This window comes from Sporosarcina psychrophila, assembly GCF_001590685.1.
In the GTDB taxonomy this organism is placed as follows: domain Bacteria; phylum Bacillota; class Bacilli; order Bacillales_A; family Planococcaceae; genus Sporosarcina; species Sporosarcina psychrophila.
The window spans coordinates 3,853,094-3,877,275 of sequence record NZ_CP014616.1 but is presented as its reverse complement, the minus strand read 5'-3'; the positions used below and the strand labels follow the sequence as shown (position 1 = coordinate 3,877,275).

At 38.9% G+C, this 24,182-nt stretch carries 22 protein-coding genes and 1 pseudogene; 17 read left to right on the top strand and 6 right to left on the bottom strand.

Going from position 1 to position 24,182, the window contains the following annotated elements; genetic code table 11:
- Positions 1 to 6: 6 nt before the first annotated feature.
- Together ribD and AZE41_RS18265 are read right to left on the bottom strand one after the other, a co-directional pair.
- Complete coding sequence (gene ribD / locus AZE41_RS18270) at positions 7 to 1,107, bottom strand: bifunctional diaminohydroxyphosphoribosylaminopyrimidine deaminase/5-amino-6-(5-phosphoribosylamino)uracil reductase RibD (protein WP_067212535.1); 1,101 nt, start codon at positions 1,105 to 1,107, stop codon at positions 7 to 9.
- Positions 1,100 to 1,855 carry a GTP cyclohydrolase II gene (locus AZE41_RS18265; protein ID WP_067212532.1) on the bottom strand — a complete coding sequence of 252 codons (756 nt, stop codon included), beginning with the start codon at positions 1,853 to 1,855 and terminating at the stop codon, positions 1,100 to 1,102. Before AZE41_RS18265 ends, ribD begins: the two co-directional genes overlap by 8 nt.
- Positions 1,856 to 2,257: 402 nt before the next feature.
- On the opposite strand from AZE41_RS18265, the gene AZE41_RS18260 reads away from it, so the two are divergent.
- Positions 2,258 to 3,121: a YitT family protein gene (locus tag AZE41_RS18260; protein WP_082786844.1), complete on the top strand. Its 864-nt coding sequence runs from the start codon at positions 2,258 to 2,260 to the stop codon at positions 3,119 to 3,121.
- 96 nt (positions 3,122 to 3,217) lie between these two features.
- On the opposite strand, the gene AZE41_RS18255 is transcribed toward AZE41_RS18260, so the two are convergent.
- On the bottom strand, positions 3,218 to 4,291 hold the full coding sequence (locus AZE41_RS18255; RefSeq protein WP_067212528.1) for an S-layer homology domain-containing protein: 1,074 nt from the start codon (positions 4,289 to 4,291) through the stop codon (positions 3,218 to 3,220).
- A gap of 346 nt (positions 4,292 to 4,637) precedes the next feature.
- Here AZE41_RS18255 and AZE41_RS23380 point away from each other — a divergent pair.
- The 6 genes and pseudogenes from AZE41_RS23380 to AZE41_RS18225 form a co-directional block, all read left to right on the top strand.
- Positions 4,638 to 4,760, top strand: a pseudogene (locus tag AZE41_RS23380) (ABC transporter ATP-binding protein); the annotation flags it as partial.
- Between the two features lie 714 nt (positions 4,761 to 5,474).
- The gene (locus tag AZE41_RS18245; RefSeq protein WP_231885851.1) at positions 5,475 to 6,434 is read left to right on the top strand and encodes an aminopeptidase; all 960 of its coding nucleotides are present in this window, start codon (positions 5,475 to 5,477) and stop codon (positions 6,432 to 6,434) included.
- Between the two features lie 31 nt (positions 6,435 to 6,465).
- A complete protein-coding gene (locus AZE41_RS18240) occupies positions 6,466 to 7,440 on the top strand; it encodes a Bug family tripartite tricarboxylate transporter substrate binding protein (RefSeq protein ID WP_067212521.1) in 975 nt (324 codons plus the stop codon).
- A gap of 82 nt (positions 7,441 to 7,522) precedes the next feature.
- The gene (locus AZE41_RS18235) at positions 7,523 to 7,963 is read left to right on the top strand and encodes a tripartite tricarboxylate transporter TctB family protein (RefSeq protein ID WP_067212518.1); all 441 of its coding nucleotides are present in this window, start codon (positions 7,523 to 7,525) and stop codon (positions 7,961 to 7,963) included.
- A 27-nt stretch (positions 7,964 to 7,990) separates the two neighbouring features.
- The gene (locus AZE41_RS18230; RefSeq protein ID WP_067212516.1) at positions 7,991 to 9,499 is read left to right on the top strand and encodes a tripartite tricarboxylate transporter permease; all 1,509 of its coding nucleotides are present in this window, start codon (positions 7,991 to 7,993) and stop codon (positions 9,497 to 9,499) included.
- A 10-nt stretch (positions 9,500 to 9,509) separates the two neighbouring features.
- Entirely contained in the window at positions 9,510 to 10,172 is a 663-nt protein-coding gene (locus tag AZE41_RS18225) for a GntR family transcriptional regulator (RefSeq protein ID WP_067212512.1), read from the top strand.
- Positions 10,173 to 10,334: 162 nt separating this feature from the next.
- Here AZE41_RS18225 and AZE41_RS18220 read toward each other — a convergent pair whose 3' ends face one another.
- Complete coding sequence (locus AZE41_RS18220; RefSeq protein WP_067212508.1) at positions 10,335 to 10,775, bottom strand: hypothetical protein; 441 nt, start codon at positions 10,773 to 10,775, stop codon at positions 10,335 to 10,337.
- A 56-nt stretch (positions 10,776 to 10,831) separates the two neighbouring features.
- The gene (locus AZE41_RS18215) at positions 10,832 to 11,107 is read right to left on the bottom strand and encodes a hypothetical protein (RefSeq protein WP_067212506.1); all 276 of its coding nucleotides are present in this window, start codon (positions 11,105 to 11,107) and stop codon (positions 10,832 to 10,834) included.
- Positions 11,108 to 11,225: 118 nt separating this feature from the next.
- On the opposite strand from AZE41_RS18215, the gene AZE41_RS18210 reads away from it, so the two are divergent.
- The 4 genes from AZE41_RS18210 to AZE41_RS18195 all read left to right on the top strand — a co-directional run bounded on the left by AZE41_RS18210 (position 11,226) and on the right by AZE41_RS18195 (position 15,668).
- Positions 11,226 to 12,074, top strand: coding sequence for a MurR/RpiR family transcriptional regulator (locus AZE41_RS18210; RefSeq protein ID WP_067212503.1), 849 nt, complete (start codon positions 11,226 to 11,228; stop codon positions 12,072 to 12,074).
- Between the two features lie 133 nt (positions 12,075 to 12,207).
- Complete coding sequence (murQ, locus tag AZE41_RS18205; protein WP_067212500.1) at positions 12,208 to 13,092, top strand: N-acetylmuramic acid 6-phosphate etherase; 885 nt, start codon at positions 12,208 to 12,210, stop codon at positions 13,090 to 13,092.
- A gap of 22 nt (positions 13,093 to 13,114) precedes the next feature.
- Positions 13,115 to 14,494 carry a PTS transporter subunit EIIC gene (locus AZE41_RS18200; RefSeq protein ID WP_067212496.1) on the top strand — a complete coding sequence of 460 codons (1,380 nt, stop codon included), beginning with the start codon at positions 13,115 to 13,117 and terminating at the stop codon, positions 14,492 to 14,494.
- Between the two features lie 106 nt (positions 14,495 to 14,600).
- Positions 14,601 to 15,668 carry a DUF871 domain-containing protein gene (locus AZE41_RS18195; RefSeq protein WP_067212493.1) on the top strand — a complete coding sequence of 356 codons (1,068 nt, stop codon included), beginning with the start codon at positions 14,601 to 14,603 and terminating at the stop codon, positions 15,666 to 15,668.
- Positions 15,669 to 15,896: 228 nt separating this feature from the next.
- Here AZE41_RS18195 and AZE41_RS18190 read toward each other — a convergent pair whose 3' ends face one another.
- Positions 15,897 to 16,373 carry a VanZ family protein gene (locus AZE41_RS18190; protein WP_067212490.1) on the bottom strand — a complete coding sequence of 159 codons (477 nt, stop codon included), beginning with the start codon at positions 16,371 to 16,373 and terminating at the stop codon, positions 15,897 to 15,899.
- Positions 16,374 to 16,672: 299 nt separating this feature from the next.
- Between AZE41_RS18190 and AZE41_RS18185 the strand changes: the two genes are divergently transcribed.
- The 6 genes from AZE41_RS18185 (at position 16,673) to AZE41_RS18160 (ending at position 24,182) form a co-directional block, all read left to right on the top strand.
- Complete coding sequence (locus AZE41_RS18185) at positions 16,673 to 17,383, top strand: GDSL-type esterase/lipase family protein (RefSeq protein WP_231885712.1); 711 nt, start codon at positions 16,673 to 16,675, stop codon at positions 17,381 to 17,383.
- A 219-nt stretch (positions 17,384 to 17,602) separates the two neighbouring features.
- Positions 17,603 to 18,808 (top strand): YHYH domain-containing protein, encoded by a 1,206-nt coding sequence (locus tag AZE41_RS18180; protein ID WP_067212482.1) that lies wholly within the window; start codon positions 17,603 to 17,605, stop codon positions 18,806 to 18,808.
- A gap of 1,624 nt (positions 18,809 to 20,432) precedes the next feature.
- Positions 20,433 to 21,086 (top strand): helix-turn-helix transcriptional regulator, encoded by a 654-nt coding sequence (locus AZE41_RS18175; protein ID WP_067212479.1) that lies wholly within the window; start codon positions 20,433 to 20,435, stop codon positions 21,084 to 21,086.
- Positions 21,087 to 21,097: 11 nt separating this feature from the next.
- On the top strand, positions 21,098 to 22,072 hold the full coding sequence (locus AZE41_RS18170; RefSeq protein ID WP_067212476.1) for an ABC transporter ATP-binding protein: 975 nt from the start codon (positions 21,098 to 21,100) through the stop codon (positions 22,070 to 22,072).
- Positions 22,073 to 22,086: 14 nt separating this feature from the next.
- Entirely contained in the window at positions 22,087 to 23,070 is a 984-nt protein-coding gene (locus AZE41_RS18165) for an ABC transporter ATP-binding protein (protein WP_067212474.1), read from the top strand.
- 2 nt (positions 23,071 to 23,072) lie between these two features.
- The gene (locus AZE41_RS18160) at positions 23,073 to 24,182 is read left to right on the top strand and encodes an amidohydrolase/deacetylase family metallohydrolase (protein ID WP_067212471.1); all 1,110 of its coding nucleotides are present in this window, start codon (positions 23,073 to 23,075) and stop codon (positions 24,180 to 24,182) included.

Sequence of the window (24,182 nt, the reverse complement as noted above, 5' to 3'; positions counted from 1 at the left end):
TAACCTCTATTCATTTGCAGTATATCGCGGATAGCCCGTGAACTTGAAATCTTTGCCGACGGGGGTAATCTGGAGATCTGCTAAGTCCACAGCATCACGCATTAATTCCACGCCTGTACCTTCAAGAAATGTTGGTGCATGGGCACCTCCGACTAATTTAGGTGCGATATAAATTTCTACTTTGTCGACGAGTCGATTTTCAAGGAAAGCAGCGTGAATCGAGCCGCCGCCTTCAATCAAAACAGATGAAATAAGCTTTTCACCAAGAATGCGGACGACGTCATTTGGGTTCACCTGTTTCACTCCGGAAGTTGAGAAGATTAAAATGCCTTGTTCTTCTAGCTTTTGTTTAGCTACTTGGTCAACCTCTTGTGCAGTGAAAATCCAAGTGGGTGCCTGTCCGTCGGTTACGATCTTTGAATCCAGTGGAATTCGTAGTGTAGAATCTAAAATGACGCGAATCGGATTCCTTCCATTAGGGATCCGTGTAGTTAATTCGGGATCATCCTCAATTACTGTATTGACGCCAACTAAAATAGCCATATTTTCATTGCGTAGTACATGTCCGTCATGCCTAGCTTCGGCGGATGTAATCCACTTACTATCGGCAGTGTGTGTAGCGATTTTACCATCCAATGTGCTTCCTGCTTTCATCGTCATGAAAGGCTTTTGTTCGACGATGAACTTGTTAAATACTTCATTCATCTGGCGAGATTCCTCTTCCATTATGCCGACGATGACCTCGATTCCGGCATCTTCCAAAATCTTGACACCGTTACCGGCAACGACAGGATTTGGATCAAGCGTAGCGATAACAACTTTGTTAATCCCGGCTTCAACAATGGCTAGTGCACAAGGACCCGTTCGCCCGTAATGCGAGCATGGCTCAAGGGTCACATAAATCGTGCCGCCTTTTGCCCTATCACCAGCCATCCGAATGGCATGTATTTCCGCATGCGGTTCTCCAGCCTTTAAATGTGTCCCGATGCCAACTACTCGATTGTCATTAACAATAACCGAACCGACGAGTGGATTTGGATCTGTCTGTCCTTTCATCGCGCGCGCATTGCTTAGGGCTAAATTCATGTAAAATTCATGGTTAGTCATTTGGCTGAGTTCCTTTTTCATCTAAATGGCCTGAACGATCAATCTTTGTCTGCAAATAACTTTCATTGAACTCTGATTTATCGCCCCATATAGGTTCTCTTCCGGATACAGGGAGCCCAGCATTTTTCAGTGCATCCAGTTTCTTTGGATTATTTGTCATGAGCTTAACAGGTTTTGTCCGTAGCGTCTTGAGTACCTGAATCGCATCATCATAATTTCTGGAGTCGTCGACAAATCCAAGACTTTCGTTTGCTTCCACTGTATCATAGCCATTTTCCTGCAGCACATAGGCCATCGCTTTGCTGAATAAACCAATACCACGCCCTTCATGATTCGCTAAATAAAACAGCGCACCCGTCCCATGGTCCGCAATATTCTGCATCGATTGCTTGAGCTGATAGCCGCAATCGCATCTTTTACTACCAAATATATCGCCAGTATGGCAAATTGAATGCATGCGAATTAACGCATCATCCGCATGTTCGAAATCTCCGTAGACGAGCACGCTTGACTGTTGGTACTCCGCCAAATTCGCAGATGACAACTGTTCGATAATTTCTAAGTAATTGTCCGTTACTTGGCAACGGCTAAGCCAGCAATACCATTGAAAAACAACTGTTTCTCCATGCAGATTGACAGGGAGTTGGATTGGTCCGACCAAGTAGATGGCGCCTTCATCTGTGGGGATCATTTGTATTTTATCTTTTAATACGTCAAGGACTTTTGGTTCCAGTTTCAAATTCAACATACAATCATTCCTTCTATTTAAATTTGGGTTATCATGCAAATTTATAGTAACTGTAGTACTAGAGCCACTTCAAGTGGATTTTCATAAGTGCAATAAATCAGGAAATTATTCCTTTAGCATACCTCATTGTTTCGTGATTTACTTTAAAGTTGTTTGGGGCAGTTTGCTAGGCAGACCTTTCACTAAAACTTCATCCTCTTCTATACGTATGCGCTTATATCTGATTGTCGGTGACAGTCACCCAGTCAAATTGAAAACTGCCGAATAAGCGGTGACAAAAGCAAAGAAATCGTGCAAATTATTATTTTGCTCCGAGCTGATCTTTTATTATTTACATGGAATGCAGAAAGAGGCATAATAGTATTACAAAATAATTTAATGTCGAGGGACTGTATTTCACTCATGAAAAAACAGCACAAAAAAGAAACACGTACACATTTTATATTCCGTTATCTATTCATTATGATAGGGGCGACTATGGCGGCGGTCGCGATTGAACTATTTCTTGTTCCAAACTCTATTATAGATGGTGGAATCATCGGGATTTCACTAATTCTAACTTTTTTAACGGGTATCCCATTCGGTTTACTCATACTGCTGATCAACTTGCCATTCCTTTTCTTTGGCTATAAGTATATCGGGAAGAACTTTTTCATATCTTCCTCTTTTGCAATCGTTGTACTTGCGCTTGTGGAAATTCCACTTAAGGCGGTTGACCCTTTTGTGACGGATCCGCTTCTTGCGACTGTCTTCGGAGGGCTACTGTTAGGAGCGGGTGTCGGGCTTGTCATTCGTAATGGCGGTGCTTTAGATGGGACTGAGATACTTGGTATTTTATTGACTAAAAAGATTCCGTTCTCTGTCGGCGAATTTGTGATGTTTTTCAATATCTTCATTTTCGGCTGGGCAGGCTTTGTACTCGGCTGGGAGCAAGCCATGTATTCGATTTTGACGTATTATATCGCTTCAAAAACAATCGATGCCGTTATCCAAGGTTTGGATGAAACAAAAGCGGTGATTATCGTGTCGGATGAATACGAGGAACTCGGTATTGCCATTAATGAACGTCTCGGTAGAAGCATTACGAACCTTAAGGGAAGCGGCGGCTATAACAATAGTGACAAAGATGTCATTTATGTAGTTGTCACGCGTCTAGAAATAAGTAAATTAAAACAAATCGTACATGAAGTCGATGCAAATGCATTTTTAACAATCATGAATACGCAAGAAGCACATGGCGGACAGTTTAAATCACCGATTCATTGAGATAAACAACAAAAAGAAGTGTAGACCTTAATTGGTCTGCACTTCTTTTCATTAATAAAGAAAAATCCCCCCATCCGGATTTGGATAGGGGGACTGTCAATTAGTGCTTGGAACAAACACGTGGAAGTTAACATTAAAAGTTTCTCGGAATTGAATGTCGTTTTTGTCAGCGTAAAGTGTAACTTGGACGTCCTCTGCAGATACATCGCTGTCTGTTGAAGGTTTAGTACTTGGTTTCAAGAGGGCCAAGAAGTCTTCTTTCAGCGTATCTTTTGCGGTGGGTCGCGAGAGGTCGACAGCTTTAGCATTACCTATGCTAATTTTTTTAACGCCGAGCGCTCGCAATTTACTAGAGAAAACACCAATTCCGGTCAACCCTTTAATCCCTTCGTCAATATCATAGGCAGTCATCGTTACTGTATTTGTCCTGCTATTAAACCTTGATTCGGCAACTTTTTTAACGCCTACTTCAATGACACCATTTTGCGTAACGACTTTCCTGATTTCAGCACGCGCCTTTTCGATTGGATTAGACGCGACTTTGATATTCTCGGTACGTACAACGAATGATGCCATTTGGGCACGTGTGATGCTAGCATTCGGATCAAAAGTTGTTGGCGTCTTTCCTTTCGTCACCTTGTTAGTGACGAGTGCCTTGACATGATCCACGTACCACGCAGAATTACTTACATCTCTGAATGGATTTACGGTAGATTTACCCTCGAGTTTGAATCCGAGATCGATTGCTTTCGCCATATGGGCACGCGTCATGGATGCATTCGGTTTGAATGTGTTGTCTTCGAATCCCGAAATGAGCCCTGCATTTTCAAGTGCTGCTACATACTTATAGAAGCCATTCGTGTTGTCGAGGTCTTTAAAACCCGGATTTCTGACGTTTCTCGTATCCAGCTTCAATGCGAGCGCAAGGATTTTCGAAGCTTGACCACGCGTAAGCTCATTGTCCGGACGATATGTACCATCTGAATAGCCTTTGACAATTCCACGCCCAGCAAGATTCATAATCGGTTCATAATGATCAAGAGTCGTTTTTACATCTGTAAATGAAGTACCAGCCGCATCAGTAGTGACAGGAACTGCAGTAACGATCACTCCCAAGACAACTGCCACAGAAACAGTAGCCGCATATATCTTTCTTCGTAAATTGCTCATTGTGATGTAATTCCCTCCAATAGTTAAACTTTTATGGCAATAATATGGATTTTAATACACAAAGAAACTATAGCATAATCCTAATTAGAATGATAACTCAATATATGAACTAATTATAGAGTTAAGCTGGACTTCTAGTACTTAACGGAAATGGTACTAGTTGGTTAGTTGGGGAATTGGATATGATTTTTTAGGTATCCAATTAAACTATCGAAGTATCCAACGAACGCGGTGGAGTCTCCAACCAACTGGAGAGTGTCTGTAAGCCCCAATCCACGGATGCAAGTGGGGGATATTATCGTGGCCACTTTGAGGGCCTATAAAACAACTAAAGTCGGATAACGAGTCCTGTTATCAAAATGCTCGCCATCCCTATACGAATGCATTACTCTCAGCAATTCCGTTACCTGATCCAGATAAAGAAAAAGTGCGTGAACGAATTGTGTTAAATGGTGATTTACCTTCGTCTTAAAATCCTCCAACCGGCTGTGTTTTCCATACAAGATGCCCAATCGCATAAGACATCTGAACCCCCCTGCTAGAAACGTAGTGGGACGAGAAGCATGTCGTATCTTGTTTCTTCCCAGTTGAACATGAACTGAATGAACTTCACGAAAAACACTATTCAAAAAGCTGATTGCTTTTTAAATAGTGTTTTTTAATACATGACCTTCATGTTGGATACCATTCATATATCCTAGCGAACCAATCATATATCTCGTCCCACCGATCATATCTCCCAGAGCCTGCCGCGCGTCAGACGTTACCTAGCAAATGCCATCAAGACCTATTTACTTCATACGAGCAAAATGCTAATCATCTGATTGGGTTCGTTGCTGTTTTGTTCTGAAAGCTCCTGAATAACACAATCATTAGATAATACTTTTTAATATTAATTTATCATTTTTGGAATATGAAAAGTGATAGATGGCGGATGGAATAAACTGATAGTCTTATTGATCAAGAACTGTGCATCCTTAATATCTGCCAAGCCTTTCCAGTGAATTTTAAAAGAATAAATTAATAATCCTTTACCTTGGAAATAATGAAATTAAGGTGGAATGAAAAATAAGTCAATACTACATTCTATAGAATGTAGTATTGACTTATTAAAACTAATAAGTGATAATTGTCACAAGACATAGAAATAACAGAAAAATTGGAGGAGATTATTTTGAAGAAGATGTTAATGGCAAAAGGGGCAAAGCAAGTTGTAGAGGTATGTGCACAGGTTCAAGAAAATGAAAGCGTGGTCATTATAACAGAACCAAGAACACTATCGATTGCAGAAAGTGTTGCTGCGGCAGTAACAGCTGTTGGAGCTGAGCCGACGATTACAGTAATCATGCCACGTAAATCTGATAGTGCTGAGCCGCCTGCAACTGTTGCAGCCGCAATGAAAGAAAGTGATGTCTTTATCAGTGCGGTCTATACATCAATCACTCATACATATGCAGTGAAGAATGCTGTTGAAAATGGATCACGTGGAATTATGCTTACACAGTTTGAAGATCATATGTTAATCGATAGTGGTGTACTTGCAGATTTCCCTAAAGCAGCTCCAACTTGTGAAGCGGTAGCAAAAGCGTTGGAAAATGCTGAAACAATTCATCTAACTACTACACATGGAACTGATTTGAAAATGTCAGCCACAGGCAGAAAGAGTAATGCGATGACGGGTATGGTGAAAAGCGGTCAGTTTGCCCCTGTTCCTACTATTGAAGCAAACGTATCACCTCTTGAAGGTTCGGCTACTGGAACGATTGTTTGTGATGCGAGTATTCCATACATCGGAATCGGTATTGTGAAGGAAAATGTAGTTTGCACAGTACAAGACGGGTTTATCACAGCTATTGAGGGAGGACATGAAGCTAGAGTTCTTTCTGATGATCTAGCATCAAAGAATGATCCGAATGTCTACAACGTAGCAGAAATCGGTGTCGGTTTGAACCCACGTTGTAAATTCAATGGTTTAATGCTTGAAGATGAAGGTGTGTTTGGTTCAGTGCACATCGGAATCGGTTCAAGTATTACACTGGGCGGCACGATTAAAGCTGCTTGTCACTATGACTTGATAATGACTGGTGTGACACTTGTTGCAGACAGCGTAACAATCATCAAAGATGGTGAGGTACTACTTTAATCTATTAATAAGAGAATAAGGGGGAATGGTGATGAAGAAGTTTCACGCTTTAATCATATTAATGATTGCCGCAGTAGTGATGGCTGCTTGTTCAGACGAAGAGGGTACAGAAGCGTCAAGTGGTGAATATCCAGGTAAAACGCTGAATGTCATCATTCCGTTTGGACCTGGTGGGGGAACGGATTTGTATCTCCGTAAAATTATAGAAATTATGCAAAAAGAAAAGATTTATACAGAGAACATTAAGATTGAGAACCGCGAAGGTGGTAGTGGTGCAGTTGGCTGGGGATTCTTAGAATCTAAAAAAGGCGATGCCTATTATGTGGCACCGACAAGCGGAAGCTTTTTCACAACACCTTTAGTTTCCAATACTAATTTCAATTATGAGACGTTTACACCTGTTGCACTAATGGGTGCAGATGATTTACTACTACTCGTAAAAGAAAACTCTAAATACGATACACTTGATAAATTTATTGATGCTGCAAAAAATGGCAAGCGTATGAAAATGGGGGGAGTTGGCCAAGTAAGTGATGAAATGATTGTTCCAAATCTATTTGCGAAAGAGGCAGGCTTTGAATTCGACTATGTCCCATTCCAGTCTGCTGGAGAACTTACGAGTGCGCTATTGTCAGATAGTCTTGACGCGATTGTCGGAAATCCGGCAAGGTCACTTGGTCAAATTAAAGGGGATCTGATGAAACCACTTGCATTTTCAGGTCTTGAGCGCTTACCGCAATTAGAAGAGGTTCCAACATTCACTGAGTTGGGCTTTGCCGTTAATATCTCTCAGCCCCGTGGAGTTATTCTTGCGGGAGATGTTGATTTGGAAGTGAAAGAATGGTGGGTTGATGCCATGAAGCAAGTCGCTGAAACGAAAGAATGGAAAGAATTTATTACAGATAACGGAATGTCAGAGTATATTTTGTTCGGAGATGAATTTGCTACTTTCCTTGAAGAAACAAATACTAAGTTTAAAGAATCGCTAGAAGATGTAGAAAGTTAATAAATGAACGGATAGAAACTCTGTCTTGAATCTAGGACAGAGTTTCTTATTAAAAAAATACATATTAGAAAGGACTTCCGATATGAAAAATATATTTTCAATATTTCTATTGGCTATTTCCTGTATTTATTTTGCGATGGCATTAAACTTCCCGATGTTTTCAAAAGGTATCCCTGGAAGTGGATTTCTTCCACAATTAATAGGAATTATACTTATCATTTTAACGGGGTATGACTTGATAAAAAGCTACAAGTCGAATAAAGAGGACAAGGCAATTACCACAAACTTTAAGGAAATGATTTATCTAATTCTAATAATCACGGCTTATATATACTTGTTTAGTATAATAGGAGCTTTATTATCAACAGTTCTATTTATGGTTATTGTGCTTCTTCTATTCAATAAGGGGAAATTGAAACAGAACTTACTCATTGGTATTTTGGTTCCAGTAATCATATTCGTTATGTTCGAGGTTCTATTGAATACAGGATTGCCAGCGGGAATTTTTGAAAATCTATTTTAAAAATCTATTCCATCGGAGGTGGAAACAATGAACGAATTAATAAGTAATATGATATCAGGATTCTCGGTTGCTCTGAGTCCTATGAACATTCTCCTGTTACTAATCGGGGCCTTTATTGGAATGGTCGTCGGGATTATTCCAGGATTCGGAGCTTCTGCAGGTATTGCAATCTTGTTACCACTAACATTATCACTTGAGCCGACTGGCGCTATTATCATGCTAGCTGGTATCTATTACGGTTCGCAATATGGTGGGGCAACAACCTCGATACTCATTAATACACCGGGGGATTCAGCAGCTGTCGCAAGTACCTTTGATGGCTATCCGCTGACCTTACAAGGAAAAGCGGGAAAAGCGTTGATCACCCAGGCAATCGCATCCTTTGTCGGAGGGACAATCGGAGTTATTCTGATATTCACGTTAGCGCCTGCGTTTGCCAAAGTTGCGCTTAAGTTTGGTCCCCCCGAGTACTTCATGCTAATGATGATGGGATTACTAACACTTATTTGGATGACTGACGACAGTAAAGTAAAAGGATTCATTTCTGCAATGATTGGGCTTGCGGTCGCGACAGTTGGCGTCGACGTTATTACCGGTGCACAGCGATACACGTTCGGTTCGCCGCAATTGATTAGCGGAATCAGCTTTATTCCGGTGACCATAGGTTTGTTCGGAATCGGTGAGTTACTGTACAGGATTTACATGGGTTCACATAAAGATGAAAAGTTGGAAAACCTTGATCTTTCTATCATGAATAAAAGTACTTGGCCTTCCGTGAAGGAGCTACTTGCAGCTAAGTTTACATTCATAAGAGGTTCAATTATAGGTTTCGTTACAGGTGTCTTACCGGGAGCTGGAGCAACGATTGCATCATTTTTTGCTTATTCGATTGAAAAGAAAGTTTCAAAGGAACCCCAAAAATTCGGTAAAGGCCATTTGCCAGGTCTCATCGCACCTGAAACTGCAAACAACGGGGCAACGTCTGGGGCGATGGTACCGCTATTGACACTGGGAATTCCGGGGTCTGCATCTACGGCTATTCTGCTTGGAGCATTCCTAATGTACGGGTTGCAACCAGGGCCATTGTTGATGATTGAAAGACCTGACTTTGCATGGGGAATCATTTCTAGTATGTATCTAGGGAATGCCATTTTGCTTATTATTAATATTGTAGCAATTCCTGTATTCTTGATGATTGTTAAACTGCCGTATCGCTTTATAATCCCAGTGATTATTGCATTATGTCTAATTGGTACGTATAGTTTAAATAATAGCTTGATTGAAACATGGATATTGCTTATATTTGGAGTAATAGGATTCTTTATGAAACTGTATGGTTATTCTCCAGCAGCACTTGTCTTGGCGCTTGTACTAGGTCCAATGGCGGAAAATACGCTTAGGCAGTCATTAATCATGTCTGAGACAGGTATGGGGATATTCCTTTCTCGTCCTGTGTCCTTACTATTTTTATCCCTGATTGTGCTTATTGTTGTCTATCCGTTTATGAAAAAGCTATTCACTAGAAGGATAGCGTAAGGAGGAGAAAATGAGTATATCAAATATCAAAACAGTAAGCAGGCAGCCATTGAATGTTGTTGTGTATGAAAATATTAAATCCGCAATTATTAGCGGAGAAATAAAAGCCGGAACCCGTATGACTGAAACTGCGGTAAGTGAACAAATGAATGTTAGTACGACGCCGGTCCGTGAGGCATTCAGACGTTTAGCTTCTGAGGGACTTATGAAGATTATTCCTTGGCGTGGGGCAATTGTTCAGGAATTCTCCTCCCAAGAAATACTTGAAGTGTATCAGTGCAGGGAAGCACTTGAGATTAAGGCCATTCAGTTGGCAATAGATCATATCGATTCAGAAGGTATTGAAAAGTTGAAAACACTTTTGGAAAGGTCTAAAGTTGCTGATAATCATACCGAATATGCTGAGTTAAATACCGAAATGCATGAAATGTTTTTCGAGTATTCAAGGAATCTGACGCTTATTAATCTAATTCATCAAATTAGCGATATTATCTTGCATAATAGAAATGTTTCAGCGTATAGTGATAATCGAAAAAAAGAGATTTTTGATGAACACAAAAAGATAATAACCGCACTCGAAAACAAAAACAAAGCCGATGCAACACAAGCGATGAAGGAACATATCGAGAATGGTTATGAATACATTAAATCTCGACTAACGACAGAAAATTAGATAGGTATTGAATAAGAAGTCAGTCAAAGGTTCAATTATAATGAAAATTGTAACTATAGAAGTCCCCTATGTCACCAATTGTGGCACGAGGGGATTTTTGCATAAATAACAGTCACCATTCGACATGTTGCCGGTATAACCGACTATATCCCCTTATCCATTTCATACGAGCAAAATACTAATCAGCTGAGTGGGCTCGCTGGCATTGTGCTCGGAAAGTTCTTGAATAACCCAATTACTAGATAATAGCTGTTTGAGTGCTGGATAAACTCCTTCTTCAATAGTTAGATGCGAGATTCCGTTACCCGTAAGTTGATAATCCCGTTCTTCGATCTTATCAAACTTCATATTCAACAAGTTTTGCAAGCCTTTCATCGTAATGAACTTCACCGTATAGCCATCTGAAAGTATAGATGAAAACGTACTTGGATTTTGATCATAAAGCTTTATCAATTCACTAAAATCAAAACTAGGCTTCAAATTCTTCCAAGAGTCGATATCCTTCTGCTCAAGTCGGTCAAGCAGTTCTCCATCCGATATGCCATTACCACGAAGCGTTTCAATCATATAAGCATCCATCAACGTAATTCTGTTATTCTCCATTTTTAGTCCTCCTTGTAAAGTGGTAGATGAGGTGGTGCGTGACAGTCACGTTTGTTTCAACAATCAACACGATTTCTTATCCTACCATTATAAGTGAGTTTGTAACGTCTTTCCAATAATGCAGGCTGGCTAGCGTCCAACCAATAAAGAGGTTTCCAACGAACCCAGTGGAGTATCCAACCAATTCCGTGAGGTGTCCAACCAACCGGAAAGCGTGCAACCAAACTATCGAAGCGTCCAACAAACGCGGTGGAGTCTCCAACAAAATCGGCAAAGCCTCCAACCAATTTCGTGAAGTGTCCAACCAACCGGAAAGCGTCCAACCAAACCATCGAAGCCTCCAACAAACGCAGCGAAGTCTCCAACAAAATCGGCAAAGCCTCCAACGAATCCCGCGAAGTGTTCAACAATCCTGGTGTCGTATATACTAAAGGTGTTGGAGGTGTGGAAATGAAATCATTAATCGATAAAATTAAACAAGGCTTGTCTATTTTATCTGCTGCTGAAAGAAAAGTAGGTGAATACATAATTTTGCATTCGGAGTTAATTCCCAATATGACGACAAAAGAGCTGTCAAAAAAGATAGGTGTAAGTGAAGCGAGTGTAATTCGCTTTTGCAAATCGATTGGAATGGGTAGCTTCAAGTCATTTAAACTTGCGCTTGTTAAGGATTTAACGTTAACAGAAATGAACTTAACGGATTTTTCAATTTTGCAGCAAAAGGATACCCCCTATGACTCATTTCAAAAGGTCATACAGGTGAATAAATTCGCAATTGAATCTTGTACGGACTCAATGGATAAGAAGGAGTTATTGAAAGCAGTAGATGCCATAAAAGACGCAAAAAAAATTGTTTTCTTTGGTGTTGGCGGATCATCTACTGCAGCACTTGATGCACACTATAAATTTACAAGGCTAGGGTATCAATCTATTACCTCTTTGGATTTTCATTACATGCTTACGGTTATTCCTTATTTAACCAAAAATGATATTTTTGTTGCCATCAGTACATCGGGAAAGACGAGGGATGTCTTGGAACTTGCCCAGTTTGCTCAAAAGAAAGGGGCAATTGTAATCGCAATTACGAATCTGGATAAGTCACCCTTATATAGAACAGCGGATATCAGACTTTGCACCCCGAATGTGGAACAGGATTTTAGAATTGGAAGCATACCTTCCAGAATGACGCAGCTGACGGTCATTGATACCTTATATATGAGCGTTTTTCATCATGTCGGAGAAAAGGTAATCAAACAATATCAGGAAGCAAGAAGTGAGATGGAGAAATTACGGAGATGAGGAAACCGAATAGGGGGTTTCCTTTTTTTTTTCATATGAAATTAAGATTCAGTAATATTCCTAATAATATTGACATGTAGTTTCTTAACGGTACAATAAAAGTATAAAGTACTAGTTTAAGAGGGGCGATAGAATGCTTGAAAAGTTAGCTACAGAAAAGAGAAATAGCAAGACGATGCAACTCGATGAAATGTCTGTAAGAGGAATTCTAGAAGCTATGAATCGAGAGGATAGTTCAGTTCCTACTACCATCAAAAACGAGCTAGATCATATTGAAAAAGTTGTTGAATCTGTTATCCAATCGTTCCAAACAGGAGGCCGACTCATTTATGTTGGGGCGGGAACGAGCGGAAGATTGGGGATTCTTGACGCTGTTGAATGTGTCCCAACGTTTGGGGTTTCTCCTGAAATGGTTCGAGGTTTCATTGCTGGAGGAATGGAAGCGTTTACAATTGCGGTTGAGGGTGCCGAAGACAGTGTAAATATGGGGGCGCTAGATATGGAATCTGCTTCAGTTTGCGATAAGGATACTGTCATAGGAATAGCCGCGAGCGGTAGGACTCCATATGTCATAGGTGCTTTAGATTATGCCCGAGAAAAGGGGGCTAAAACGGTAGCAATCTCATGTAATAAAGGCGCTGAAATAAGCAAGCATGCTGAAATGGTAATTGAAGTAGAGACTGGTCCTGAGATTTTAACAGGGTCAACGAGATTAAAAGCGGGAACAGCCCAGAAGTTAGTACTGAATATGATTTCTACGGCATCCATGATTGGAATTGGGAAAGTATATGAAAATCTTATGGTCGATGTCCAATCTACTAATGAAAAGTTAACAGAGCGCTCCAAAAGAATCATAATGGAAGCCACTCAAGTTGACTATGAGACAGCTGAGAACTATTACGAAAAAGCCCAACAGCAGGTGAAAACCGCTATAGTCATGATTTTACTGCAAAGTACTTATGAAGAAGCGGTTGAAAAATTGGAACAAACAGGCGGCTTTGTCCGAAAGTCTATATAAATAGTGAAATGGGGGGATTTGAATGAAAAAGGAAGAGCGTATGGCCAAAGATATTTTTGCGAATATCGGCGGTAAGGAAAATTTCCAGCGGTTATCCCACTGTATGACTCGTTTGCGCTTAGTATTAAAAGATGATAGTAAGGCGAATATTGACACGTTGAAAAAAGTCGATGGCGTAATGGGTGTCATTGAAGATGATACTTTGCAAATCGTAGTGGGGCCGGGGACGGTCAATAAAGTTGCTGCAGAAATGAGCAAAGTCACGGGGCTGTCAATTGGGGAAGAGGCAGCCTTAGATGAAAATGATTTAACTTTTAGCGAAAAAGCAGCAAGAAATCAAGCCAATCTGAAGGAGAAGAATAAAACACCAATAAAAATGCTACTTCGCCGAATTGGTAGTATCTTCATTCCACTAATCCCAGGTCTTGTTGCATCAGGTCTAATTAACGGAGGGGCAAACTTCGCGAAAAACGCGGGTGTGGATCCGACGGTAACATGGATGCAAATTCTTCTTCTACTTGGAAGCGGTATTTTCATGTATCTTGCGATTTTGGTGGGTTGGAATACAGCTAAGGAGTTTGGGGGCACACCAGTACTTGGTGCAATTGCTGGGGCATTTTTGTTCAACCCTGCACTTGCAGATATTACGATTTACGGAGAGGCATTAGTGGTAGGTCGAGGTGGATTATTTGGTGTCATCTTTGCGGCTTGGTTAATGACTTGGGTTGAAAAGCGTGTTCGATCTGTTATGCATGATTCGATTGATATTATAGTTACACCTTTAATTACCGTATTAACAGTAGGTTTCTTTTCACTCTATGCAGTAGTACCAGTTGCTGGTGTTCTATCTGATGGTATTACATCTGGAATCAATGTCATTTTGGATGTCGGTGGTGTTGTTGCAGGTGCGGTTCTCGCAGGTTTCTTCCTGCCGCTGGTTATGGTCGGACTTCATCATGGTTTGACGCCCATTCATCTAGAATTGATCAATTCTGTGGGCTACACTGCATTATTACCAATATTGGCAATGGCAGGCGCGGGTCAAGTTGGTGCAGCCATCGCGATATTTGTGAAAACTAAAAACAAACGATTACGTAATATAATTAAAGGGGCGTTACCAGTAGGCTTCCTCGGAATTGGAGAACCGCTGCTTTACGGGGTCACGCTTCCTTTAGGTCGCCCATTCCTTACTGCCTGTATGGGTGCGGCAGTCGGCGGTGCCTTCCAGGCAGTCATGAAAGTTGCTGCATCTGGTATCGGCGTATCTGGTATTTCGTTAATACCACTTATTGCAGACAATAAATTCTTGTTTTATTTCTTGGGTCTTTTAATTGCCTATATATTCGGATTCCTATTCACGTACTTGTTTGGATTCAAGGAAGAAATGGCGGACGGTATTTAAAAAAGGGGGGCTTGCCTCCTTTTTTTGATGAAAAGAAAGATTTAGCTCGAGGCACATCTAATGCGGCGCCTTGCGCTTTTCTTAAACTTACAAAGGAGCTGATTGCATGCTTGGAATTTCTGTTTATCTAGGAAATGATTTGAACGAGGAATTTGAATTTTATCTTAAAAAGGTGAAAGAAATCGGTTTTACTTCCATTTTCACATCGCTTCATATCCCCGAGGAGGATCCGCAGCTTTATAAAGAACGTCTTCAAAGACTAGGGGCAGCAGCGAAACAATATAATATGGAGTTAATGGCAGATATTTCGCCAAAGTCACTTGGACATCTTGGTTTCACATGGGAAAATGCAGAAGGTCTTCTTGAGTGGGGGCTAACGGGATTACGGGTGGACTATGGTATTTCAGAATCCACAATTGTCAGGTTATCCAAGAAAATGAAAGTGGCACTGAATGCAAGCACACTGACTAAGGATAGCTTGGAAAATATGAAACAGGCAGGGTTACACACGGAATCTATTGAGGCGTGGCATAACTTTTATCCGCGACCCGAAACAGGACTCGATCGTGATGAATTTCGCAAGGTGAATGAGTGGCTGAAACAGGAAGGGGTCACCGTAATGGCCTTCATTCCAGGAGATGGATCATTGCGCGGACCGCTTTATGAAAGATTGCCGACATTGGAAGACCATCGAAGTATCTCACCTTTTTCCGCCTTTCTGGACTTAATTGAAAATGGCTGCGTGGACAAGGTCTTGGTCGGTGATCTTACACTGACTGAGCAATCGCTAGAGCAATTTGCTTCTTATCAAAATAGGATTTTTTTATTGCGAGCTGAACAGGCAATTCATAACAAATCTTTGCTTGAAATTGTGGGAGCCGTACAGACAAATCGTTTAGATGCTGCTCGGGATTGCATCCGATCGATGGAATCAAGAGAATACGGACTAATTGGCACCCGTCCCGTTAAAGCATTCAATACGGTAGAAAGACCACTGGGTACGATTACCGTAGATAACGAAAAGTATGAACGCTATCAGGGAGAGATTCAAATTGCGAAACGAAATCTCCCAGCTGATAAAAAAGTTAATGTGATTGGACGAATAAAGGAAGATGATCGGTTATTGCTACAGTATATGTATGGTGGATCTAAGTTTCAGATAAAATGGATGTAATGAACCGGATACTGAAAAAAATGCCTGTGTAACATGTCGGTAAGGGGATCATCTTAAGGAGTAAGAAGAACCGAAAAACATTGTGACTTCTTAATATGTTCAAGAAAGCACAACTGCTTGTGTTTTCTGTTCAGATGATGCTACCGCAAAACTTAAATCAATGCACAAGTAGTTTTGAAGCATATCTAGAGTTATCGATGAAAAAAGCAAGAAATCGCTGTGTAAATCCTAGCGCTTTCTTGCTTTTTTTGGGCGTTTCAGTAATAAAATAAACCGTAAAATAATGAGAAATGTAATGGCTCCTGCCATATCGAGAATGACGTCTTGAAGCGTTGGTGTCCGTCCGCTTGTCAGCGATTGGTGATATTCATCCCCAGCGGCCAGTAAAAGTGTTATCCATGTGGCGGTCAATATGCGAAACATGTGTTTAGGTAAAATTAAATAGATGATGGAGGCAATAAATCCAAAAGTGAAGAAATGAGCACTTTTTCTGACAAGGAATTCAACAAAAGGATAATAACCTCGTTCATCGATCGAAACTATTATGCCCCAATACGGCACGTGCAGTTTAGAAAGTGATGATTTGAATGGCTCTCCGGGCAACCATTTTTCCAACGTAGGTATGAGCGATTGCTGCTCAGGGCTTTGTCCAGAAGAAAAGAATAGAATGCTAAGTAGGATGATCAAAATGAGAAGTTTTTTCATATGAAAAGTGTACCATAAGAGGTGTTGGAATACTTGGATAAAAAGTGGAATTCCTAGTTGGAATTGAATGCGTGCTCATTTCGAGGAGTGCCTAGTTAAACTATGGGAATAAAGTTAATGATTGCTCCTGTTTCCACTGCGATTTGTGGTGAAAGATACGATTACAATTCAAAAAAACATAGAAGTAGAGCCTGACTACAGAGGGAATTGAACCTGAAATAAACATTATTTGTTGAAAATCTGGGTATAGATATATTGTAGTAAGCTCCATACATAAGGAATAGATTTAAGAATAGGAAGTGTCAAATTTGAAAAAGATTAAGTCTTTATTAGTTATATCATTACTTTTAAATATCATTTTGATTGGAGTGGGAAGTGTTGACGTGTCTAAAATAGGCGGCATTGATGTCACGAAAAAACAAATGCAACCGGCACCTTCCAGAAAAGGAACTTCAGATTATTACTTCACGAAAAAAAGTATCTTCGATCAGTCCGATGTTAAAGATGTACATAAAATATTCATTGGGGACAGCCTTACAGATTACGGAGAGTTTCAGGAATACTTCCCTAACGAGGTTGTGCTAAATAGGGGAATCAGAAACGACGTGTCAAAAGGAGTATTGAATCGAATAAAGGAAGTGGTTAATCGGAGCCCAAAAGAGGCATACCTTATGATTGGCGTTAACGATATTCGGTACTCAAAAGGTAGTGAAAATTTCGAAAAACATATAACCGCGATTGTGAAGTCTTTCGAAGGTGAAAGCAGTAAACTCTTTATACAATCCATACTTCCAGTAAATAACGAGCTGTTTGGTAATGAAATATCTAATGAAAAAGTAAAACAATTTAATGAAGTATTACAAAGAATTGCTGAAGAAAACGGAATCGAATACATTGATTTACATTCTAGTTTCGTGGACAAGAACGGGCAATTGGATGAGAAATTCACAATTGACGGAATCCACTTAAATGGGGAAGGATATAAGATTTGGATAGATGCTCTAAGTTGAAAAATGATTGTAGGGCGACCAACACGACACTATTTTTTTCTGCAAGTACACTTCAATTACATGAGATACACTAAAGGGTCAGTCAAGACAAACTTTGGCTGCCCCTTTAGTGTGCCCATTATTTTTGAAAAGATCGACAGGGTCGTACCTTGTATAGTATTGTAATAATGATAGGTATAAAAGGGAAATACTAACAGATGAAACATTAGGAGCGAGATAATGAAAAAGGTAATAGTTGCATTAAGTATAGCGTTTCTCACTTTCTCTATTTTTGCTAGTGACGCTATGGCACATCCAGGGAGAACAGATAGCAGTGGTGGTCATACGTGTCGGACAAACTGTGCAAAGTGGGGATATGTGACAGGCGAATATCATCTCCATAATGGTGGTACTCCCAAAACAAGCACGGTTACAACATCAAAACCGAAGCCGAAACCAGCTTATAGCCAAGCTGATATTGATGAGGGAAGAAGTACAGGGGAATCACAAGGATATGAAGAGGGCTATAGTAGAAAACAAAAAGTTACCCAAACAACTACTGGCAATGAAGGATATAAAAAGGGCTATGCATTAGGATACGAGGTTGGTTATAACGAAGGTCTCAAAAAGGTTAAAGAAGAAGATACAGTAGCCGGGATGGCTTCAGGAGAAATTGATGGAAAAAGTTCCTTCCGAAAAGGGGATAATGAGAAAGTTCCATTGAATGATTCTAAATCAGAAACTTGGAATAATGCCTATAAAACAGCATATAGTAAATCATTCAATCATGAAAAAATTGTGACTAACTCTGAACAATCGGGGCATGATTTAGGGTATTCATTAGCTAAATTAGTAGTTCCTGCTGACTATGCTAAAGAAGACACATTAAAGACTGCATTTGAATCCCATTATAAAACAGGCTATGAAGAGCGAACAAAAGAAGAAAAGGGTAAACAACTGAAGTTGGGAAGTAAGGATGGTTACGAATTAGCAGTGCTAGCAGTAGCTACTACCGACGATAGATTCATTGAATCCTACAATCAAGGTTATGAAGAAGGTAAATTAAAAAGAAAAGAAGAAACACTTGCAGAAGGCTATCAATCCGCCTTTATCAACATGGAATTTCCTGTTGATGAGGAGAATGGAAATCAACAATTACTAACTTGGAATAATGAAGGCTTTGATTCAAACAAAATTGCTGTCCAGATAAAGGAAACTGCCTTCGAAAATGGTCACACTAAATCGGAATATTTCATTCCGGAGGAATTTGAAATCAATAGTGAATCCATCGCCTTATATGATTCACTTTTTCAAGAAGGACAAGACCAAAGAGCCCAAGAAAAGCAAAAGAAAATGATGTATACGGCAGGAATCGGTATACCTGCAAGTGGCATTATTGTCGCTAGCCTTTTAATGAAAAAAAGGAAAAAGAAGAAAGTTATATAGGTACGCGTCAAATGATGAGCACTCATTTTAGGTATCTGCACGTCGGAAAATCAGAATATACCTACGACTTTATAATAATATAATCAAAAATTTTTTTAGCTGTCTGTCTACGATCTTGTACTTTTACTCAATTACATGAATCGTTACCTGCGTTTGATGCACGGGCACTAAATGTAATCATTTTGGAGAATAGGCAAGCCTTTACCGGAAATATTACAAAATGAAATCTGATTATTGTTTATGGCACTACCGCAAGAAGTATAGTAGCCCAAACTACGCCTGAAAAAATATTGTCATATGTTAGTCGTTTGGAATGAACGGCTGGGGTTTATTTATAAAGTAGAGATCAGACATGTAAGTGGATGTCTGATCTCTTATGCATGTATAGCTTACTTGTTGAATTGCTTACCATTATGTCATGTATTTCGAAAAAATTGCCCGTGCAAGAGACATATCTTGTCTCTTGCACGGGCATTGTGAACAACTATCCTATATAAAAAATACAAACCAATCACAACGCATAGTATTCCTAGCAAAAACAATTTCGCAATTATCAACAGGGAGGGCAGACTGATAGAGGATAATGTGATTAAGAGTGGACCGCCGCCGATCCAAAAAGAAAGGCTAGCCTATCTACAGAGACATTTTACTTGCGTAGTCGGACAGCAATTGGTGTAGAATAACAGGAATAGATCACGCCTGAAAGTGAAGAAATGTTGCCAAATAGAATCTCCGATTGAATGAGAATTAATGGCAGAGATGTTTTTCCTCTAATACTGAACACATTTATTAAAAAAACAATTAACTATTTTTTCCTTTGGACTTTCTTCATGTAATTGTAGTGTATGTATTTAATTTAGGTCTCGAGCAATTTAAGAAACATAGAATAGGAATGAATTCAATCAGGTAGTAAAAGTGTGAGCAGAAAAAACGGTGGGAAATGGGCTTGATTACAAAACATCTTAAAAGAGACTTTTATAACTATGATAAGGAGAATCCTATAAAAATCGCAATTATAGATGATAAGTCGTGTTAGTTTTTTTATGATTTTTTCGATAGATTTGTATTTCAAATGGGCAGCGCTAGATTTTATGGAGTAGCGGCGGATTATATCGAGAATAGCCGGCTCGGCATAGTTCATTGAATTCAAGTGCATAAGCATATGTTGTCTGGTTACAACGGAAATCGAGTTTGTATGTGAAGTATACGTACTCAATTAGATATGTAGACATTGAAAGTATTCCCTTTTATCTATTCCTATATCGGGAGTTAATCATTTTCTGTACTTCACTTCTTTTAAACTTAATATTATACAATCTCTGCAAAAAAAGAAGTTGACATTATAATGTCTGAAGATTATAGTAAAAATGAATAATAGAAACAATCTTTTTCTAATAAATAAAATGTTGCTTTAAATTAAAAATTTTATATTTAGTTGAAATAAAACAAACAGTTTGGTTGAATAACTAAGTTTCCGTAATAATTACTTGAGATGTTGGCTCTAATTTATTTAGGGATAATTAGGATAGGAGAATAGAAAGGGAAAAATTCGAATAAAATCAAACAGTTAGTTTGATAGCATAACTGACTGTTTGATATAAATTTAAAAAAGTGAGGAATATAAATGAATGGATTAAAGGGTAATGAAAATCTATTGAAATCAGTAATGAAAGGAATTGCTGCACAATTCGGTTCGAATTGTGAAGTTGTTTTGCATGACCTAACACTTCCTTACGACAAAACAATAATTGCAATTGAAAATGGTCATGTCACAAAACGCAAGATAGGTGATCCAGGAACAAATCTTGGATTGGAAGTACTAAGAGGAACGAGTGAAAGTGGTGATAGATATAATTATGTTACTCAGACAAAAGAGGGGAAACTATTAAGATCTACATCTATCTATATGAGAAATGAAGAAGACGAATTGATTGGTAGTCTTTGTATAAACTTTGATATATCAGATTTAATGATGGCTGAAAATGTAATTAAATCTTTAACAAATACTAATTTAACAGAGAGGGTTAAAGAAGACTTTGTAAGTAATGTAAACGATATTTTGGATTCATTATTACAAGACGCTCAAGAACTAATAGGAAAGCCAGTCTCGCATATGTCGAAGGAAGACAAAATAAAAGGGATTCATTTTTTAGATAAAAAAGGTGCATTTTTAATTAAAAAAGCTGGAGAGAAGATAGCACAGTTTTTCGACATTTCAAAGTTTACCCTTTATAGCTGTCTCGAGGAATCGAAAAAAAGAGAAGATAAAAACTTATAGGGGGTGTGAAAGTGCAAGAAGAAACTTTGTTGTCTATTCAAAGTCTAAAAGTTTATTTTAATGGCAAGGAAAAAGGAAAAGAAATAAGAGCCGTTGATGGGATAGATTTAACAATTAATAAAAAGGAAATTCTTTGTATCGTGGGGGAGTCTGGAAGTGGAAAGAGTGTCACGGCACTATCGGTAATGGGCTTAATACCTAAACCAAACGGCTACATTGCAGAAGGAACAATTAATTATCGAGGAAAAGATTTAAGTATTCTTTCAGAAAAAGAAATTTCTGATATTAGAGGAAATGGGATTGCTATGATATTTCAAGAGCCAATGACTTCTTTAAATCCTGTACTTACTATTGGCGATCAAATGTCTGAAGGACTTCGAAGACACCAAAAAAATAATAAGAAAAAAGCATTGCAAAAAGTAATAGAAATACTTGAGTTTATTGGATTTTCTAGAGCAGAACAAATTGTGAAGTCCTATCCTCATGAGTTGTCAGGGGGAATGCGACAAAGAGTCATGATAGGGATGGCATTACTTTGTGAACCTAGTTTAATAATTGCAGATGAACCTACGACGGCATTGGATGTAACGATTCAAGCGCAAGTATTAGATTTAATGAGACGAATGAAAGAAGAGTTATCAACATCCGTTATGATGATTACCCACGATTTAGGCGTGGTAGCTGAAATGGCTGATCAGGTGGCAGTAATGTACGCTGGTCAAATTGTAGAAAGAGCGGATGCAGATTCATTATTTAACAAACCACAACATCCATATACAAAGGCTCTTATGAAATCAGTACCAGTGATTGGGCAAAAGAACCAGGTTCTCTATTCTATACCTGGAACAGTACCCTCTGCTGATAATTTTCCAAAAGGATGTAGATTCGCAGAAAGATGCGAATATGCGGAGGCATCGTGTTTTATAGAAATGCCATTACTTCGAGAAATAGAAAAGAGTCATTTTGTTCGTTGTACTCTAGTTTAGAAGGAGGAGAGCAATTGGGTAATCATTTGGTTGAAGTGAAAAATGTGAAACAATACTTTCCTGTAAAAACTGGCTTTCTTTCACGATCGAAGGAATATGTCCGTGCGATAGACGATATTTCTTTATATATTAATGAAAATGAAACCTTGGGAATTGTAGGAGAATCAGGGTGCGGAAAATCCACTCTAGGTCGTATGATTATGCAGATATTAAAGCCGACGGAAGGCAGCATTTTTTTTGAAGGCATAGAACTAAATCAATTATCTAATAAGAAATTACGAGAAACAAGACAGAAGTTTCAAATGATATTTCAAGACCCATATGCTTCACTGAATCCGAAGATGAAAGTAGGTGAGATCCTAACAGAATCTTTCATTGTAAATAATATCTGCAATAAGGAAAGCGCTTTCAAAAAAGCTGAAGAATTACTGTTGAAAGTAGGGTTGAAAAAAGAGGATATTCATAAATACTCCCATCAATTCTCTGGCGGTCAAAGACAGAGAATAGGAATAGCTCGTGCTTTATCATTGAATCCAAAACTAATTATAGCTGATGAAGCAGTTTCTGCTTTAGATGTGTCTATTCAGTCTCAAATATTAAACTTACTTTTAGAATTAAAGGAAGAATATAAGTTATCTTACATGTTTATCTCACATAATTTAGCAGTTGTTCAACATATTAGTGATCGAGTGGCGGTCCTATATTTAGGTAATATAATGGAAATTGGCGATAAATCAAATATTTTTGATAACCCCTTGCATCCATATACGAAAGCACTGCTTTCTGCTACACCTAATCTTAAAAGAGGACAGCAAAGAGAAAGAATTATTCTAGAAGGTGAGATACCAAGTGCATCTAACCCTCCGTCAGGATGTCCATTTCATACACGCTGCCCACAGACGATGGACATTTGTAAGGAAATAAAACCGGAGTTACAAGAGTATGGTACTGGACATAATGTTGCTTGTCATCTTTATACACAAATTAAAGAGGTGTAATTATGAAAAATAATGATGAAAAGATAGTAGTAAATATTATTGATCCATTAAATGACGAGTTATACATTGCAGAACTTATTAAAATGGGAAATAGCTATAAAATTATGAGGATAAATGAAAAAGTAAAGGATACTCCTGAATTATATTTAAGCCCAGGATGGATAGATATTCACACTCATATCTATGAGGGCTTTACGCAGATTAGTGTAAACCCTAATAAAGTCGGACTTGCAAAAGGTGTTCATGTCCTAGCAGATGCTGGAAGTGCTGGGGAAGCAACTTTACAAGGATTAAAGAAATACGTCTTACCACAATCTGATACGCAGATTAAGTCGTGGCTAAACATAAGTTCAATTGGACTGGTCCACTTAAAAGAAGTTTCCAAAATCAATTACTTAAATATGGATCTTACGTTAAAGGCTATTAATGAAAACAGGGATTTAATTTGTGGGGTAAAAGTCCGTTCGAGTGGTGCGATTGTGGAGGAAATGGGTATTCAGCCATTGAAGCTTGCTAAGTTAGTGGCTAAAGAAGCAAAACTACCTTTAATGGTCCATATCGGGGAAGCTCCGCCTGTAATTGAGGACATACTTGAATTGCTAGAAGAAAATGATATTATCACGCATTGTTATCACGGTAAGTTAGGAAAACCTTGGCTTAAGGATGGTACACCAATTAAGGCACTAAAAGATGCACTAAACAGAGGCGTGAAAATGGATATAGGTCATGGAGCAGCAAGTTTTAGTATAGATGTTTGTGAAAAAGCTCTATCAAAAGGTTATTTTCCAACTACAATTAGTACCGATATACATGTTCGAAATATTAATGGTCCAGTATATGATTTATCGACAACGATGACGAAGCTTCTAGCCTGCGGAATGAGTCTAAAACAAGTGATTAAAGCTGTAACCTTAGAACCTGCTTCCGTATTAAATATGCAACTTTGGTGTGAAATGGATGACTTTGTGAACAATGCAACTTTGTTTAAACTTGAGAAGGATATCGAAGAAGGAGGATATCAGGATGCCTATGGCTATACCGTAAAACCAATTGAAAAAATTGTACCAGTCGCTGTCATTACGTCAGGTGAAATGAAAAAATTGAACTATTAG